The organism is Streptomyces sp. NPDC005281, assembly GCF_040607495.1.
Classification (GTDB): Bacteria; Actinomycetota; Actinomycetes; order Streptomycetales; family Streptomycetaceae; genus Streptomyces.
Genome location: NZ_JBEXGX010000051.1, coordinates 22,613 through 37,175 on the forward strand (window position 1 = coordinate 22,613; position 14,563 = coordinate 37,175).

At 64.8% G+C, this 14,563-nt stretch carries 9 protein-coding genes and 2 pseudogenes; 5 read left to right on the top strand and 6 right to left on the bottom strand.

What is annotated here, in order from left to right; translation table 11 throughout:
• The first annotated feature begins 1,304 nt into the window (after window positions 1-1,304).
• The 3 genes and pseudogenes from ABZV42_RS39300 to ABZV42_RS39310 form a co-directional block, all read left to right on the top strand.
• The gene (locus tag ABZV42_RS39300; RefSeq protein WP_356056824.1) at window positions 1,305-1,751 is read left to right on the top strand and encodes a pilus assembly protein TadG-related protein; all 447 of its coding nucleotides are present in this window, start codon (window positions 1,305-1,307) and stop codon (window positions 1,749-1,751) included.
• Complete coding sequence (locus ABZV42_RS39305; protein ID WP_356056826.1) at window positions 1,751-5,044, top strand: hypothetical protein; 3,294 nt, start codon at window positions 1,751-1,753, stop codon at window positions 5,042-5,044. The genes ABZV42_RS39300 and ABZV42_RS39305 overlap by 1 nt, the downstream gene beginning before the upstream one ends.
• A gap of 118 nt (window positions 5,045-5,162) precedes the next feature.
• Window positions 5,163-5,888 (top strand): annotated as a pseudogene (locus ABZV42_RS39310) (DUF2637 domain-containing protein); the annotation flags it as partial.
• A 1,436-nt stretch (window positions 5,889-7,324) separates the two neighbouring features.
• Here ABZV42_RS39310 and ABZV42_RS39315 read toward each other — a convergent pair.
• The 6 genes and pseudogenes from ABZV42_RS39315 to ABZV42_RS39340 all read right to left on the bottom strand — a co-directional run bounded on the left by ABZV42_RS39315 (window position 7,325) and on the right by ABZV42_RS39340 (window position 10,993).
• Window positions 7,325-7,855 carry a GNAT family N-acetyltransferase gene (locus tag ABZV42_RS39315; RefSeq protein WP_356056829.1) on the bottom strand — a complete coding sequence of 177 codons (531 nt, stop codon included), beginning with the start codon at window positions 7,853-7,855 and terminating at the stop codon, window positions 7,325-7,327.
• Window positions 7,852-8,076: pseudogene (locus tag ABZV42_RS39320) on the bottom strand (IS256 family transposase); the annotation flags it as partial. The gene ABZV42_RS39315 and the pseudogene ABZV42_RS39320, both read right to left, overlap by 4 nt.
• A 106-nt stretch (window positions 8,077-8,182) precedes the next feature.
• On the bottom strand, window positions 8,183-8,659 hold the full coding sequence (locus ABZV42_RS39325; protein WP_356056831.1) for a serine-threonine protein kinase: 477 nt from the start codon (window positions 8,657-8,659) through the stop codon (window positions 8,183-8,185).
• Between the two features lie 353 nt (window positions 8,660-9,012).
• Window positions 9,013-9,546, bottom strand: coding sequence for a zinc ribbon domain-containing protein (locus ABZV42_RS39330; protein ID WP_356056833.1), 534 nt, complete (start codon window positions 9,544-9,546; stop codon window positions 9,013-9,015).
• Between the two features lie 54 nt (window positions 9,547-9,600).
• The gene (locus ABZV42_RS39335) at window positions 9,601-10,395 is read right to left on the bottom strand and encodes a cutinase family protein (RefSeq protein ID WP_356056836.1); all 795 of its coding nucleotides are present in this window, start codon (window positions 10,393-10,395) and stop codon (window positions 9,601-9,603) included.
• A gap of 124 nt (window positions 10,396-10,519) precedes the next feature.
• On the bottom strand, window positions 10,520-10,993 hold the full coding sequence (locus ABZV42_RS39340; protein WP_356056838.1) for a peptidoglycan-binding domain-containing protein: 474 nt from the start codon (window positions 10,991-10,993) through the stop codon (window positions 10,520-10,522).
• A 1,441-nt stretch (window positions 10,994-12,434) separates the two neighbouring features.
• Between ABZV42_RS39340 and ABZV42_RS39345 the strand changes: the two genes are divergently transcribed.
• A complete protein-coding gene (locus tag ABZV42_RS39345; protein WP_356056840.1) occupies window positions 12,435-13,025 on the top strand; it encodes a hypothetical protein in 591 nt (196 codons plus the stop codon).
• Between the two features lie 1,193 nt (window positions 13,026-14,218).
• Window positions 14,219-14,467 (top strand): hypothetical protein, encoded by a 249-nt coding sequence (locus tag ABZV42_RS39350; RefSeq protein ID WP_356056843.1) that lies wholly within the window; start codon window positions 14,219-14,221, stop codon window positions 14,465-14,467.
• Window positions 14,468-14,563: the final 96 nt, after the last annotated feature.

Genomic DNA, 14,563 nt, shown 5'->3' on the forward strand with positions numbered 1-14,563 from the left:
GGGCAGACTGCCCGAGCCGCCCACCCCGCACCCACATCACGTAACGGCAAAGCCGCCACACAACCGCAGGTCAACAAGAGTCCAGTCCGCACACGCAGAGATGTACCGTCTGACCAGGTGGCTATGGCATCGTCGGTATCGTCCAGTCCGCACACGCAGAGATGTACCGGTCACGGCCACGCTCGCGGCGTCCTTGGTGATGTCCAGTCCGCACACGCGGAGATGCACCGTGATCACCCGGATCATCGACATCGCCCATACCGTCCACCCCGCACGCGCGGAGATGCATCGATGACCGCCCCGGGAGCCCTCCTGGCTGTCCTGTCCACTCCGCACATGCAGAGATGCACCGACGCGCTCGTGCTCGTCCAGGAAACTCCGCGCGACTCGCACAGCGGCGATGTACCGGTGGTGCATCACCCCGTCAGGTCGCGGCCGCTCACTGATCCGCACGAGCGGAGATGCACCGACCTCACCGAACGCCTCCCGCGACCTTCGTCATTCGAGCCGCGCACGCGGAGATGCACCGTCCTTGCCCCGGTCCACCCGTACTGTCTCGGGCTCGCTCCGCACACGCAGAGATGCACCACCACTGGCCGCCTCATCGTCATCGAGGCCCACGTCCACTCCGCACACGCAGAGATACACCGATGACCGCCCCGGGCACCTTGCTGGCCGTGCTGCCCATGCCGCACACGCAGAGATTCAACGACGGACGGATACAGGCTGACTTCGCCTTCGGGTTCCACTCCGCGCGCGTAGAAATACACCAGTCGGCGGCACCCACCTGCCCGGCAACACCAGCGGCGCTCGCCCTCTTCACGGGTCAGGGCGAGTTCGGTCTGCGCACGCAGAGATGTACCGCAGCGGATCGCGATCCGCAGGCCCGCGTCGAAGTCCACTCCGCACACGCAGGAATGCACCGTCACCGAAGACCGTGACTCGCACACGCGGAGATGAACCGCTGATCCGCCAGCGAATCGCCCCGGCTCCGCGAGGGGGGGCGGTCCATTCCGCACACCTGGAACCGTCCTCGCCCCGTTCCGGTCCGTACTCGCGGAGAAGTAGTGATGTACCGCGCTTCGAGTTCACAGGCCACTCCAGGTACTCCAGACCCACGAACCAAGATCAAATCTTCTACGCGATTCACATCAGAATGTCCTGCACTTTTGCGCGACTTGCCACGATCACCTTTCACGCAATGTCACGTCACAGAACCAACACACCAGCTCAACAGAACTTTCTGAGTGACATTCAGGTGAGAGAGATCTTGGACGTTTCAGTGCGAGACAACAGGAGGCGTAATGATTCCCCCGTGGGCGAAGGGGCCAGCGCGCACTGACCGCGGGGGTGTCACGGTGTTCGTCGCCGTGTGCGTCCTTGCGCTGATCGGCATCATCGGTGTGGCCGTCGACGGCGGCGCGAAGATGGCCGCCACCGAACGCGCCGACTACGTCGCGGGCGAAGCAGCCCGGGCCGGTGGGCAGGCCATCGACCCCGCCCAGGCTGTCACCGGCAAGGCGATCACCGTCGACCCGCAGGACGCGACTGCTGCCGCGCAGGCCTACCTGCGCTCCGCCGGAGCCACCGGCACCGTCAGCGTATCCGGGGACGGTCAGCGGGTCACGGTCACCGTTCACGGCTTTAGCGACACGGCCTTCCTGTCGGCCGTCGGGATCGGCTCACTGCCGGTGACCGGCCACGCCACCGCGACCCTCCTGCACGGCGTCACCGCACCCGAAGGAAACTGATGCGCACTGCCAACCTGGTCCGGCTGTTCACGGCCGGTGTGAGTCTGCTCGTCCTGACGGCCACGGTCGGCGCTCTGCCGCTGCTGCTGGCCTGGGCCACCCCGGTCATCTGGGCGTCCAGCCACGATGGCCTGGCGCACCTGCTAGACCGGCAGGACACCGGGGCCGTGTTCCTTCTCGTACTGGTCGCAGTCGGCTGGATGGGGTGGGCGCAGTTCACGTTCTGCACGCTGCGGGAGTTGGCCGCGCAACTGCGCGGCCGCCGTTGGCATGCCCCGCGCGGACTGGGTGCCTCGCAGCGCGCCGCTGCTCTTTTGGTCGGCAGCATCCTGGTCCTGCTGCCCGCCAGTTCGGCCCTCGCCTCGGATGCCCAGGCGTCCCCGGCCACCACCGCAACTCGTATCCCCGGCCAGGCATCCGAAAGCGAGCAGAATTCGCGTGCAGGCCAGGACTCGCATGGCTTAGCCGCAGAGGCGAGTGAGTCGTACACGGTGCGCGAGATGCGGCCCGCGGAAAGCTTGTGGAGCATCGCGGAGCGGGAGTTAGGCGACGGGGAACGGTGGCGGGAGATCGCCGACCTCAACGAGGGCCACGCCATGACCGACGGGCACGTCTTTCGATCCAACAGCTTCCTCCAGCCGGGCTGGAAGCTGGCCATGCCGGAACGTTCGAGACTCCAGGGACTACAGACGCAGACCCAAGAACGCGCGCCGGTGGCCGCCGAAAAGGACGAGCACGTCGTCACCGTCCACTCCGGTGATTCCCTGTCGAAGATTGCCGAGAAAGAGGTCGGCGACGGCGGAGCATGGCCCGCCCTGTTCCAGGCCAGCAAGGGCCACCGGCAGCCGAACGGACTGCCTGCTATCACCGACCCCGACCTGATCTACGCAGGCCAGCGCGTCACCGTACCGGGCGCCCGCCCCGACCCGAACCGCCCATCCGCGGATCGTCAGCGCAGCGATGGCACCAGAAGCAAGCCGCCCTCTGCGCCCGACCAAAAGCCCTCCACGGGCGCCGGCGAGCAGGACGACATGCCAGCCGCGACGCCCAGCCAGAGCCATGCGCCCAAGTCATCAGCCCCGAGGACGCCGTCGGCCAGCGCAACCCCGCACGAGTCGGCGGAGCCCGTCGCCCCCACATCGCAGCCCGCCACCCCTTCTCCCAAAGGGTCCGAGCCCGCCCCGGCCAGCGGCCTGCTGAATCTGCGCACCGTTTTGGGTGCCGGCGCGCTGTTGGCGGCCGCCGTTACGACAGCTCTCGCGCTGCGCAGGACGCTGCAGCGCCGGCGCCGTAAGCCGGGCGAGACGATCGCCATCACAGCGCAGATCGCGCCCGCCGAGGCGCAGCTCGCGGCGGCCGCCGAACCATCTGGCACCGCTCGCTTGGACGTGGCGCTGCGCACGATGGCCTATGCCGCTGAGCGGGATGGTCGAGGCGTGCCGGTTCTGCGGGCTGCGCGCCTAGATGCCCGCACCGTCCATGTGCTGCCCGAGGACCCTGCGTCCGCACCGCAGGTGCCGTTTGTGGCAGGTACGGCGGGCTGGTGGCGGCTCGACACTGGCGCTGAGCTTTTAGACGAGGAGAAGGCTCGCGCGATTGCGGCGCCGTGTCCGGCCTTGGTGACGGTGGGCAGCGCGGAGTCTGGTGATCTCGTTCTGGCTGATCTGGCCCGGCTGCCCGTCGTGTTGCTGGACGGTAATCCGGTGCATATCAGCGAGGTGTGCACGTCGTTGGCGCTGGAGTTGGGCATGAGCCCGTGGGCCCACCATGTCGAGGTCGTCGCCGTCGGGTTCGGCGAGGACCTCCCCCGTCTGATGCCGAACTCCCGGATCGCGTACATGCGCCAGGCTGCGCACGCGCTGCGCGATCTGACCGAGCGGCTGTTGGAGGTCCACCAGATGCCCGAGACCGCCGGCTACCCGTATGTGGTGCTGTGTGCGAGCGCGCTGGATGACGATACGGCCTGGCAGTTCGCCGACGTCCTTGGCAAGGCCCCGCAGATTCCTGTCACGCTGATCGCCCCGACTGGCACCACTGCCGGTCATTTTCCCGAAGCGGACATCCTCGCCGTCTCCGCGCAGACACCGCAGCGCTTCGACCCGCTGGGCATCGACATCACCGTGCAGCGCCTGGAGCACGCCGCCTACCAGCAGATCGTCACGGCGCTGGCTGTCTCGGGGCAGCCGTCCCACCCAGCGCAGGGGGTCTGGCAGCACGTTCCCGGCGAACCCAGCGCCACGGGACCGGCCCCGAGCGCGCAGGAGGAACCACCCGGCGACAACGACACGTTTCCCCCACCGGCCCAAAACCGCTCAAGAGCAGCCGGCTCGGACAGTGACGATGCTGTGTTCCCTGCCCTGTTGAAGGCCTCAGCCAATCCCGCCGCACTGTCCCTGGCGCACGCATCGCCTGCCACCACCGACGTCAGCGAGCCCCAGCGGGTCGAAGAGGCGAGCACAGAGGTGACAGATGCCAGCGCTGTGCAACGGATGCCGGCCCAGGACCCCGCTGATGAGGGCATGGGAGACGCGATGGTCTCGCAGGACAGCGGCGGCCCCGAGATCCGGGTGTTGGGGCCGGTGGATGTAGACGGTCTCGGCCGCACCGGTCACGGACCACGCACAGCGCAGCTCGCCGCACTCCTCTACTTCCGTCCCAACCGCACGGCCGACGTCCTGTGCGCCGACATGGATCCCGTCAGCCCCTGGTCGGCTGCCACGCTCAACGCCCGCCTCCAGGGCCTGCGCCGAGCATTGGGCAACGATCCAGACGGCGAGGCATACGTGCCGCGCCGCCGCACCGCAGACGACCCTTACACACTCGCCGACGGCGTGCGCTGCGACTGGACCCGCTTCACCCAACTCGCCGAACACGCACTCCCCCAGGGCCCAGAAGGGCTGGCGGACCTGGAGGCAGCTTTGTCCCTGGTGCGGGGCCGCCCCTTTGGTACGCGGGCGCCGGCGTGGGCCGAGCCGTATCAGCAGGAGATGACCACCCGGATCATCGACGTCGCCCACACCGTCGCCACCCACCGCGCCCAAAAGGGGCCTCACCACGATCTCGGCGCCGCACGCAAAGCCATCATCACCGGCCTGGACGTCGACGAGACAGCTGAACTGCTCTACCGCAACTGGCTGATCGTGGAGTGGATGGCCGGGAACCGGCCCGGCCTGCACACTGCGATCACCCGCATCCAACAGGTCACACAAGCCCTCGACTGCGACCTCGAACTGGAAACCGAACAGCTCATCCAAGAGCTCCTCACCACTAGCCGCACGGCCCCCACCTCATGATCGCCTCTCAATGGAGCGGCCACCACGACCAGGCCAAGGCCTCGACAGCCCCGACGCTCACCCCCTCCGGCTCTGCCCAACACGCCCAAGCAACAGCCATGCAGAAGGGCCAGCGCGCGTGAAAGCAGAACAGAGAACAACCGTACGGCTGGGCCGACCGCACAAGGTTCTCATCGGCATCGTCGTCGCCGGTGCGCTCGTCATCGCCGGAATCGGCTTCGCCGGTTCGTACGCGGCGGTCCGTGAACTGGCGCTCAAGAAGGGGTTCCGGAATTTCAGTTACGTCTTCCCGATCGGCATCGACGCGGGTATCGGCGTCCTGCTGGCCCTGGACCTGCTGCTGACCTGGATCCGCATCCCGTTCCCGATGCTGCGCCAGACGGCGTGGCTGCTGACGGTGGCGACGATCGCCTTCAACGGCGCGGCGGCCTGGCCGGACCCGCTGGGTGTGGGCATGCACGCGGTCATCCCGATCCTGTTCGTCGTCTCCATTGAGGCGGCCCGGCACGCGATCGGCCGCATAGCCGACATCACGGCCGACAAGCACATGGAGGGCGTCCGCTACGCCCGCTGGCTGCTCTCCCCCATCCCCACCTTCCTGCTGTGGCGCCGGATGAAGCTGTGGGAACTGCGCTCCTACGAACGGGCCATCAGGCTGGAGCAGGACCGTCTCATCTACCAGGCCCGCCTGCATTCACGCTTCGGCCGCGCCTGGCGCCGCAAGGCCCCCGTCGAATCCCTGATGCCGCTGCGCCTGGCCCGCTATGGCGTCCCCCTCGCGGAAACGGCCTCCGCCGGTCTCGCCGCGGCCGGCATCGAGCCCGCGGTACTGCCTCCGGCGCCCGCGCCCGCGCCGGTTCAGGCATCCGTCCCGGCGGCGCCCGAGGCACGGGAACTGGAGGCGGATCAAGCGCCGGCCGGACACTTCCAGCAGGCCCCGGAGCAGGCCAGAGCGCAGGCACGGACTCGGATGCAGGCACAGGAACCTCTGGCGCAGATGCCGGCTCCAGCATTTCAGGATGCTAGTGACCGTGGTCTGTTCGCGGACGCCTACCAATCGTGGGTTGCCCAGTTCCTCGTGGCGCCTACGCCAGGCCAGTTCGCCCTTTTTCTACGCGACCGGTTCGCTCTCACAACAGCAGCGGGCGACCCGCTGTCCGATGAGCAGCTGTCCCCCATTCTGGCCAGCCTGCAGCAGCGTTACGAGCCGACGACAAGCACTGCTGCTGAGGGCGGGCGTGTCGGTGATGACGTGGACTGGGAGGAGTTCTTCTATCGGGCCTGGATCGACTTCGCGCAGGAGTACGGCAGTTACCCAGATGCCGCTGCTCTGGCCCGCTACGTCTTCGAGCGCGATGGCATCACCACCGCGGCCGGCGAACCCCTCGTCGCGCAAGACCTCCACAGCTTCGTCCACGCCTTTCAGCAGCGCGACTTCGGTGACGGCAGACCGCCCATCGGCGAGACCGTGACTGAGCTGGGCGAAACGAAGGACGCTCCAAAGCCCGCCCCCACCGCGGCGCTTCCCGCCCGTGCAGGAACGCACTCCGCCCAAGAGGTACCCGGCCCGAAGGTGAACGCAGCAATCGACGAGCAGCAGCCATCTGAGAGCGAGGACGAGACCCTCACTGTGGTCGACCGGTACTACCTCGCCTGGAAGAACTACCAGAACGTGCACGGTCAGGAGCCCACAGATAAGCAACTCTCCACAAGCCTCGCCCGCAACGGCGTGAGCGGCCGCAGCGGTAACCCAGTCAGCCCGTCCACGCTGCGCCGCTACTTCCTGCACTTCCGCATGTACCACGTCTGGGCCGGCCACCGGACAGGAACGGACAGTCCCCCTGCCGAGAGCGTGGCCCAGAACTGCGCCGATCGAGGAATCACCGCCCAATACAACCGACCCATAACCACCGAGGACATCACCAAGCAGGCCGACGACTTTGAGCGCCGCTGGCGCGCCATCATCGCCTGTGCCGATGAAATGTAGTCCGGTCAGGTCGAGGCCTGCTTCCACCTGGCGCGCCGTCGCACTGCCGACGCCCCTGTGCGTGGGACGAGCTGGCGGTGCTGGATACAAGGCCCCGGAGGCAAGGATTCGATCATCCGGTGTGCGAGAGTGCCGTGCTGTCCTCTTCGTCCTCGAACACCCGCTGGTGACATTGAGGAAGACCGCACGGCATCAGGGTCGACCAAGTCGATGAGCTCTACCAACTGCCGCTGCAGTGAGTGCAGGCGCAACTCGGTGAGATCCAGGTCGGCCGCGATCCTTGGGAGCAACTGTCAAGAGTTGTGGATTGGCTGAGAGGCTGATGCGTTCTTGCGTTCCAGCAGCGTGACCGTGACGCCTGGCGCGATCTGGCGCTTGCCGACAGGTATGAATCCGCGCCGACGGTAGAGCGTGACCGCGGGCAGGTTGGCGGTTCCGGTGGAGACGACGGTCAGTTCCGCGGGCTCGATCGAGTCCAGAGCGTCGAGCAGTGCCGTTGCGACGCCGCGACGATGCGCGAGGGGATGAACCACGAGGCGGCAGATGTCCAGAACACCGTCCGGCAAGCGGGTCCAAGCGACCGCTCCGACAAGTCTCAACTCGTCGCGAACCCCAAGGAAGGACTCGCCACAGGCACGCAACTGCTCAAGGGACTCGTGCAGGGGCGGGATGCCGTCGAAGCCGATGAGCTGGGCTTCGACGGCATAGGAGGCCCGCTGAAGGTCCCACAGATGACGCAGGGTGTCGGGATCGGCCAGGTCGAGCCGGACCGGTTCAGCAAAGGGCCTGTGGGATTCGGTGGCGGTGTGGCGTTGACCGGTCATGCTGTGATCCTCTCAGAACGCTCGACCAGGACGCCGTTTTCGAACTGGGCGCCCGCACGGACCAGGGGCACCAGGTGGGCTCCGGTGATCGCGCGCCAGCGTTCCTGGGCGGACTCGACGAGCTTGAACACCATCGCGAGGGCTGCGACCGGACTGCCGGCGCCGTGCGCGACCTTGGTGCGGAGCTTGACCGTGGAGAACGTCGACTCGATCGGGTTTGTGTGCGCCGGCTCACCGAACTTGGCCTCAGCCTCGATGAAGCGGGCGACACCTATGCCGTGAAGCCGGGCGCGAACTGGCCGACAGAAAGAGGCAGTTGCTCAGCGTTCAGCCTGCCTTCGTGTACATCAACTGCTCACCGCCGCCTGTGCGTCGGAGTCTGCCGTCGGACAGCAGAGTGATGGTGCTGGCACCACCCGGGGTGCAGGCTGACACCGGTTCAGCAACGGTCACCGCGGACTGCCCAATGTGGAGGGGACCACCGTCGCCCGTGGGTGCTGAGGTCAGCTCTGCTGTGAAGCCGCAGTGGTACGTTCCACCGCTTTTGGTGGGACCGTCCGCTGTAAGCGAGAGCACCGTATCGCCGACCCCGCCTTGCTGGATGACGAGATGGCGCGTGTGGTGTCCCGTGGCATTGTCGATGGCGCTGTCCCAGGTGCCGAGGTATTCCTGCGGGACCTTGCCGGCAGCCTGCGCTGAGGGTGTCTGCACTATCTGTGTGGGCGTGTTCAGCGCGGGTCCAGAGTCTGAGTTGTCCTGCCGGGACATGCCGAAATAGACCCCGGCACCGACGAGTATGGCCATTAGCGCTGCTCCGACGATCAGGAGGACACGTCGAGGCTTCTGCGGACTGGTCGGCTGCAGTGATGGTTCGAGGGGCTCGTCACTGCCAGGTAGTTCGTTGGATGGCCAGGACGCGCCGCACACGCTGCAGTAGGGAGCTGGCTTGACGTCGTGACCATTGGGGCATGTGATCACTATGGGGGCGCCGCAAATCGTGCAGAATTTGGATGCCTCCTTTTCCGGTGGCGGAGTATGTCCGTTAATGCAATGGAGTCCCGCTTGGCCTGCCACCGATGACTCCCGAGTGGTCTGGATTTTTCTGATTTCAAGCAGCGCCATCCGATGCCAGCATCAAATTTCGCTGCAGTAGGGTGTTAGCCGACTCGCGCCCTCCAGTCCGACTGGGGATTCCCTTCAGGTCCCCGCGCCCAACTGAAGATTTGGTAGCGAAGAGTCTTATTGTGCGACTGCACCCATTCTTTCATCAGCGCCATGTCAACAATCCACCAGATGAACATGACCCCAAAGAAGAAGAAGCCGACGATAAGGAAGCTTCCGATGGCCCCCAGGATGAAAAGAATCAAATAGATCCACCATAGCGGCTTCCCGGCATATAGCCTATGCAAGCCGACAGGAAACCCAATAACGCCCGCCGCATACCCTGTCAGCACAGTGAGCTTTCGGGAATCATATTCCGCATAGAGAGCGTGAGGGCTCATCTCTGCTTGGTTGGCATACGCTTGCCCCGGAGCAGCAAGGGGTGAGGGCTCCGGGCCTGATGCAGGTATCGGCTCGCGCGCGTCAGTGACACTTTCCGGCCTGATCCGTCGCCCGCAAATGGCGCAGAAGGAGTCTTCCTGCGTGGCCACCGCACCGCAATGCGGGCAGTTAACCATCTCTGACATCATCCATCACGCTCCTTGCGTCGGGGCTCGAGCGACGTCACAGCGAGTTTCGGCGTTTCAGCTCACGCTGACGAGGAAGTCAGCAGCCCGTTTGGTTCCACCCGTCTCCACGTAGCGAAGATGTGGACACCAAGTCTCATCAATCTCGCCTTGAGTGGCTTTTAGGCACTTCGTTATGTCGGGTCCGGAGAAATGGCAGATGGGATCAAATACAGTGCGCTTTGCGGCTGGAAGATTGTAGGAAACACACCAGCTAGCGGCCTTCCCTTTGAGGGCAGGAGGGAAGTAGGGGGCGATCGCATGATTGGGGTAAAATTTCGGAATAATTCCAGTTCCGACATATTGGGGATCGCCAAGCAGCGCGACACCAGCAATCCTATCGAGGACCTTGGTGCCAATACTTTTGAGATAGTCGTGAATCACCCATGCTCCCTCCGAGTATCCGACGAGAATAAAGCGTTCACCCGGGCAAGCCTTGTACCTCTTTGTGAGCTGGTCGCTCAGCGCTATGGAACCATTAATTACCTCCTCCTCTTGCTGCTTACTGAATCTCGCCCGCACGAGTCGTACCCAATCAGGAAACTCTGTCCTTGGGTATGCAATAGCTTCACCACCCACTGACACATCAGGGTCGGCATCATGTAGGCCTTTTTCGTAATTGTCGTACACATCTTTTACTGTATGCCCCCAGTCACCCTCTCCTCCTTCAGCAAGGCCATGCCCACCAAAGAAGTAGAGATCTCGACAATGCTCGGGCGTCAGCTGCCTGACGCTGGCAGCTTCGTGAGGTATTCCTGTGCCAAAGATGAGAACTGCTGCCCCGAAGAACGAGGCTAGTTTCCCGAGCATCATGAGTCTCTCTTGGTCAGGAGCTCCCGCTGTGCTTTTGGGACCCAGGAGTTAACTCGACCAGCGAGGTGTGCCGATGACTGATGGTGCGGCGTCACGCCCTGGTACAGGGTCACCTCTGGATCCATCAGCAGAAGGGAGCGTCTGGCGCGTTGGCCCAGAAGGAAAGGAACGACCAAGTCTGCGCTCCGATGCGCCCGTCAACGGCGATATCGGCACATCGCTGGAAGTCCTCTGTTGCGGAACGAGTGACCGAGCCAAAGTCTCCGTCCTCGTCCAGGCTTGCGCCTATGGCTTGGTTCAGGTAGCACTGGGCTTGTTGAACTGCTTGCCCGGATACCCCGAGGCGAAGGCTTGGTCGGCTATCGGTGTAGTTACATACGTCAACCGGGCCTTGAGTGACGAGTTTTGTTGGACGCTTCAAATTGTGTACACCTTGATCACTGGCCACTGCGGTGGTCGCAGGGCTCTGCGACGCCGCTACAGCCGGCGCTGCTACAAGGGAAATTGGAAGAGCCAGGGCCGCTATGGCGGGGAGTACGCGTCGCATCCTGATCACCTCGAAGGATGGTGCCCTTTTCTCATCGTGCGCTTCCCCCATCCGGGCTGCATCTCGGGGAGGCCGTCGGCGTCGTCGTGCAGGCGTCAGGCCCAGATGCAGCTCTACTCGCGTCTGTCGCAACTGATGAGGGGGTCGGCCAGGACCTGCAGCCCTGGGACACCAACCATGGTGCAGATCAGCATCGCGGCCACCCTGACCGCGGCCACCATGCGGCTGTCACCGGATGGCGGTCTTCGTCGATGTCGCCGGGCAAGTAGACGGCAGCAGTGATCCGTTCTTCTGTCGGCGTTGTCCCGGAGCATTCCTCGACTCACCTTGCCAGGCACTTGGTTGCCCTGAGCAGGAGGGCTTGGATCTGCCCCAAGGATCTGGCCGAGAAGGCGACGACGGCAGTGGTGCACCGGATCGGGCGCCGTGCGTATGCAGCGTGGAAATGGCCGTTGACCGTGGTCGACAACGGTTACATGAAATGACAGCTCGATGCCTCATCGGGTACGTCGGACAACTCACCCGAACCCGAACAGCCAGTCAGAGGCCCTCGCGTCCGGGACGCGCCCTGTTCTTGCCTCCACCACCGCCCGCACCGCGCCCGCCCACCGCACCACCGCCCGCCACACTCTCCGCCTCCTGCTGCGCCTCGCCCCGTGGTACGACTACCCATACTCGTCGTGAACTGCCTGTCCCGGGTCCTTTATAAGCTGCGCACAGAGTCCGACTGCCTCGAACGCCCGAAGACCGCAGTAGCGACTGCCCGCCCCCGGGTTCACGATCATGAGTTCCTCGCCCCCTTAACTCTTGCCCGGCCTCAAGAACGGGTCCGCAGTATGGCAACGGGGGACGCCTGACGGACCCGACCAACGCCGTTATCGCCTCGGCCGTCATCACCAAGGCCTGCGCGCTGCTGGCCCTTTGGATCCGCCTGCGCTGGCGATCGCGCCGTGAAGAGCAGTGGCAGCGATACCTTCTTCAAGTCACCCAGACGGTGAGCCCGGGCGGCCAGGCGGAACTCGATGACCGGGACGGTGACGGCCACCACCTGCACCTGAAGATCACCCGCACTCCGGTTCCAGGAGAGGACCAGGCAGCGTGAGCAACCACGACCCGGGAGACAGCACCCAACCCCCTGCGGCCCGACCTGCGCCCCCGGTTCGACGGCTCTTTCCGGCCCGCTCGGCCAACGCCACGGCGCCCGGCAGCGGACTGACGAGGAGTTCTCCGCCTTCTACCGCGAGAACATCCGCCCCCTGAATCACCTGCCCTCTACGCTAATCCGAAGGGGCGGGAGACGTTGGTAGGGAATGTGGCGCACGATCTGACAGGGTCATTCGGTTTCCATGTGCGTACTATCTCTAGTCGGCTGTTCGCGCAGTGGCTGTGCTGCTGGATGCCCCTTCAGTTCAGACCCACCCTCCCCGCACGCTACCGCCCCGATAGTTGCTTGTTGAGTGCGCGTACCACACGTCACAGAAAGGTCCATGACATGTCTGAAGTCCAGCTCCGCACTACCGAATTGGCTACCCAGTACGTCGCCCAGGTGGCGGCCGACCTTGAGCGCAATGCCAAGGAGCAGGCCCGTATCAGTGCCGAAGTCGAGGAGTTGCAGGAACGGCTCAGCACCCTGCAAAGCGACCACAGCGTGTTGGTGAACATCCAGCGGGCTCTTGCCAGTTCTGGTCCTGCTGCCACGACCGCGCCAGCTGCACCAGACCAGGCTTCCCTCGCACCTCTGCGGAGCAAGCTCAAGAAGGTGGCTGCCGCGGATGGGAAGAAGGCGGCTCTGAAGAAGACCGCCGTCAAGACGTCTAAGGCAACAGCCTCACCGGCTGCTCGGTCCAGCCTGGTCGACCTGGTGCGCAACCACTTGGACCAGGCCGGCGAGCCGCGTTCCGCAGCCGAGATCACCACGGCGCTCACCGCGGCCCACCCCGATCGCAGCTTCAAAACCACCGTCGTACGGACCACGGTCGAAAATTTGGTGGCCAAGAGCCAGGCCCAGCGCACCAAGCAGGGGTCGTCGGTCTTCTACACTGCGGTGGCCTCCTCTCAGCCGGAGGCTGCAGCCCAGAGCTGAGCACTGGCGGAAGGTCCGCTGTACCGGTATCAGACGACGGTGCAGCCGATTTGAACTCCACAGGCGCAAGCACGTGCAACTGCGGCAACAGGGCCTCCTGGATCTCGGCTGGCTTCGCAACCCCGAGCTGCCAAGAGGCCCTGCCTTCGTGCCCACTGCCAGCGACAGCCTCTCGATTGAGGCGCCCGTTCGACGCTCAATCCTCAAGATCGAAACGACAACAGCTACTCATTGGTGTGCGTTGAGACCTGATGGTGGATCTTGAATGTAGGCGAAGTTCATGGCCCAAAGTGCAATGCGTGAGCGGTCAACGCGTGAGGTCAGTGACGATAGTGAGTCGCTGCCGCTCCCGAAAACGAACCGGTGCCCACTGGGATCGCACAACAGGTCCTGTTACCGCCACAGGAAAGTTTCACGCAACAGGCCGCGCAAAGGACGTCCTCCCTTCCAACGTCCCGTTCGAGTAGGAGCGTTGCCTGCACTGGCGTCGCCTACGGCCTGCTTGGAAGAGCAGCGCGAAGCCAACACGTCCCATTCCGGGCTCACGACAACGAGGCCCTGGACGGTTCCGACCGCCAGATTCGCACCGAGGGCCGTGAGCGTCGTCACCGTGATGTTCAGTGGAATCGTCAGCTGCCTGCCGTCGACGGTGGGATCCCAGATATGAACTGATCCGTCGGCACAGCCCGCTGCCAAGTAAGTCCGCCGATCGGGGGCACTCAGCGAGGCCAGGGCTGTGGCGCCAGGGATCGGTCGGACGGACACGGTGGCACCGGTCAGCGCGTGCCAGATCGTGATCTGCCCCCGGGAGGTACAGGCGGCTACCCACGGCTCTTCATCGCGGCCGGGTAGGGCAGCGAGCGCTCGCACGGCGCCGATCTTCTCCCTCGTTGGTCCGATCGCCGTTCACTCATGCTTCCCCCCAACGGAAAATGTGGCACACCATGCTGGACTGACTGCTCTCAGCGTCGGCAGCGACTTTGAGACCTCGGAGCGAACCGATCGCCCAATCCGTCGGCGTCTATGGCCTGGCCCTGTTCACCGGCCCCGACGGTAGATGGGCTTGACGCGCAGGAAGTCCTCGTCGGGGTTGTGGAGGATTGGGGCCTGACAGACACCAGACCGGGCTCGGACCGAACTTACAAGGCGGTGCTAACCGGGCCCAGAGTCGGCGTGCCAAGTAGGGTCCGCGCGTGACTACTTCTCCTGAGCACGTCGACAACAGAGAAGACCTGGCCGCTTTCGTCCGTTCGCTGCATCGCAGCCACGCCAAGGACGGAGATTCGTGGGAGAACGCGGACCTCCCGGGCTTCCTGGAGGCCTTGGCGGCATGGATCGACGACGCGGACGGCTGGTACGGCAACACCGGCCGCGAGGTGCCTGCCAGCGCTGACTGGAGGTTCTTCGCGCGGGCTTTGCGAGCGGCGACGATCTACGAGTGATCTAGGCCGTTTCGTTTAGATCATCGGATCGTTGGTCCGGATGTGCCGTTAACTGACGCGCAGTGGGCGCGGATCGAGCCGTTGCTCCCGGACCGG

Bases quoted from the DNA above. Each gene is read 5' to 3' on its own strand.
- ABZV42_RS39305 (WP_356056826.1), top strand. From the start codon at position 1,751: ATGCGCACTGCCAACCTGGTCCGGCTGTTCACGGCCGGTGTGAGTCTG.
- ABZV42_RS39325 (WP_356056831.1), bottom strand. From the start codon at position 8,659: ATGGCCATACTCGTCGGTGCCGGGGTCTATTTCGGCATGTCCCGGCAG.
- ABZV42_RS39300 (WP_356056824.1), top strand. From the start codon at position 1,305: ATGATTCCCCCGTGGGCGAAGGGGCCAGCGCGCACTGACCGCGGGGGT.
- ABZV42_RS39315 (WP_356056829.1), bottom strand. From the start codon at position 7,855: ATGACCGGTCAACGCCACACCGCCACCGAATCCCACAGGCCCTTTGCT.
- ABZV42_RS39330 (WP_356056833.1), bottom strand. From the start codon at position 9,546: ATGATGTCAGAGATGGTTAACTGCCCGCATTGCGGTGCGGTGGCCACG.
- ABZV42_RS39335 (WP_356056836.1), bottom strand. From the start codon at position 10,395: ATGATGCTCGGGAAACTAGCCTCGTTCTTCGGGGCAGCAGTTCTCATC.
- ABZV42_RS39345 (WP_356056840.1), top strand. From the start codon at position 12,435: ATGTCTGAAGTCCAGCTCCGCACTACCGAATTGGCTACCCAGTACGTC.
- ABZV42_RS39340 (WP_356056838.1), bottom strand. From the start codon at position 10,993: ATGGGGGAAGCGCACGATGAGAAAAGGGCACCATCCTTCGAGGTGATC.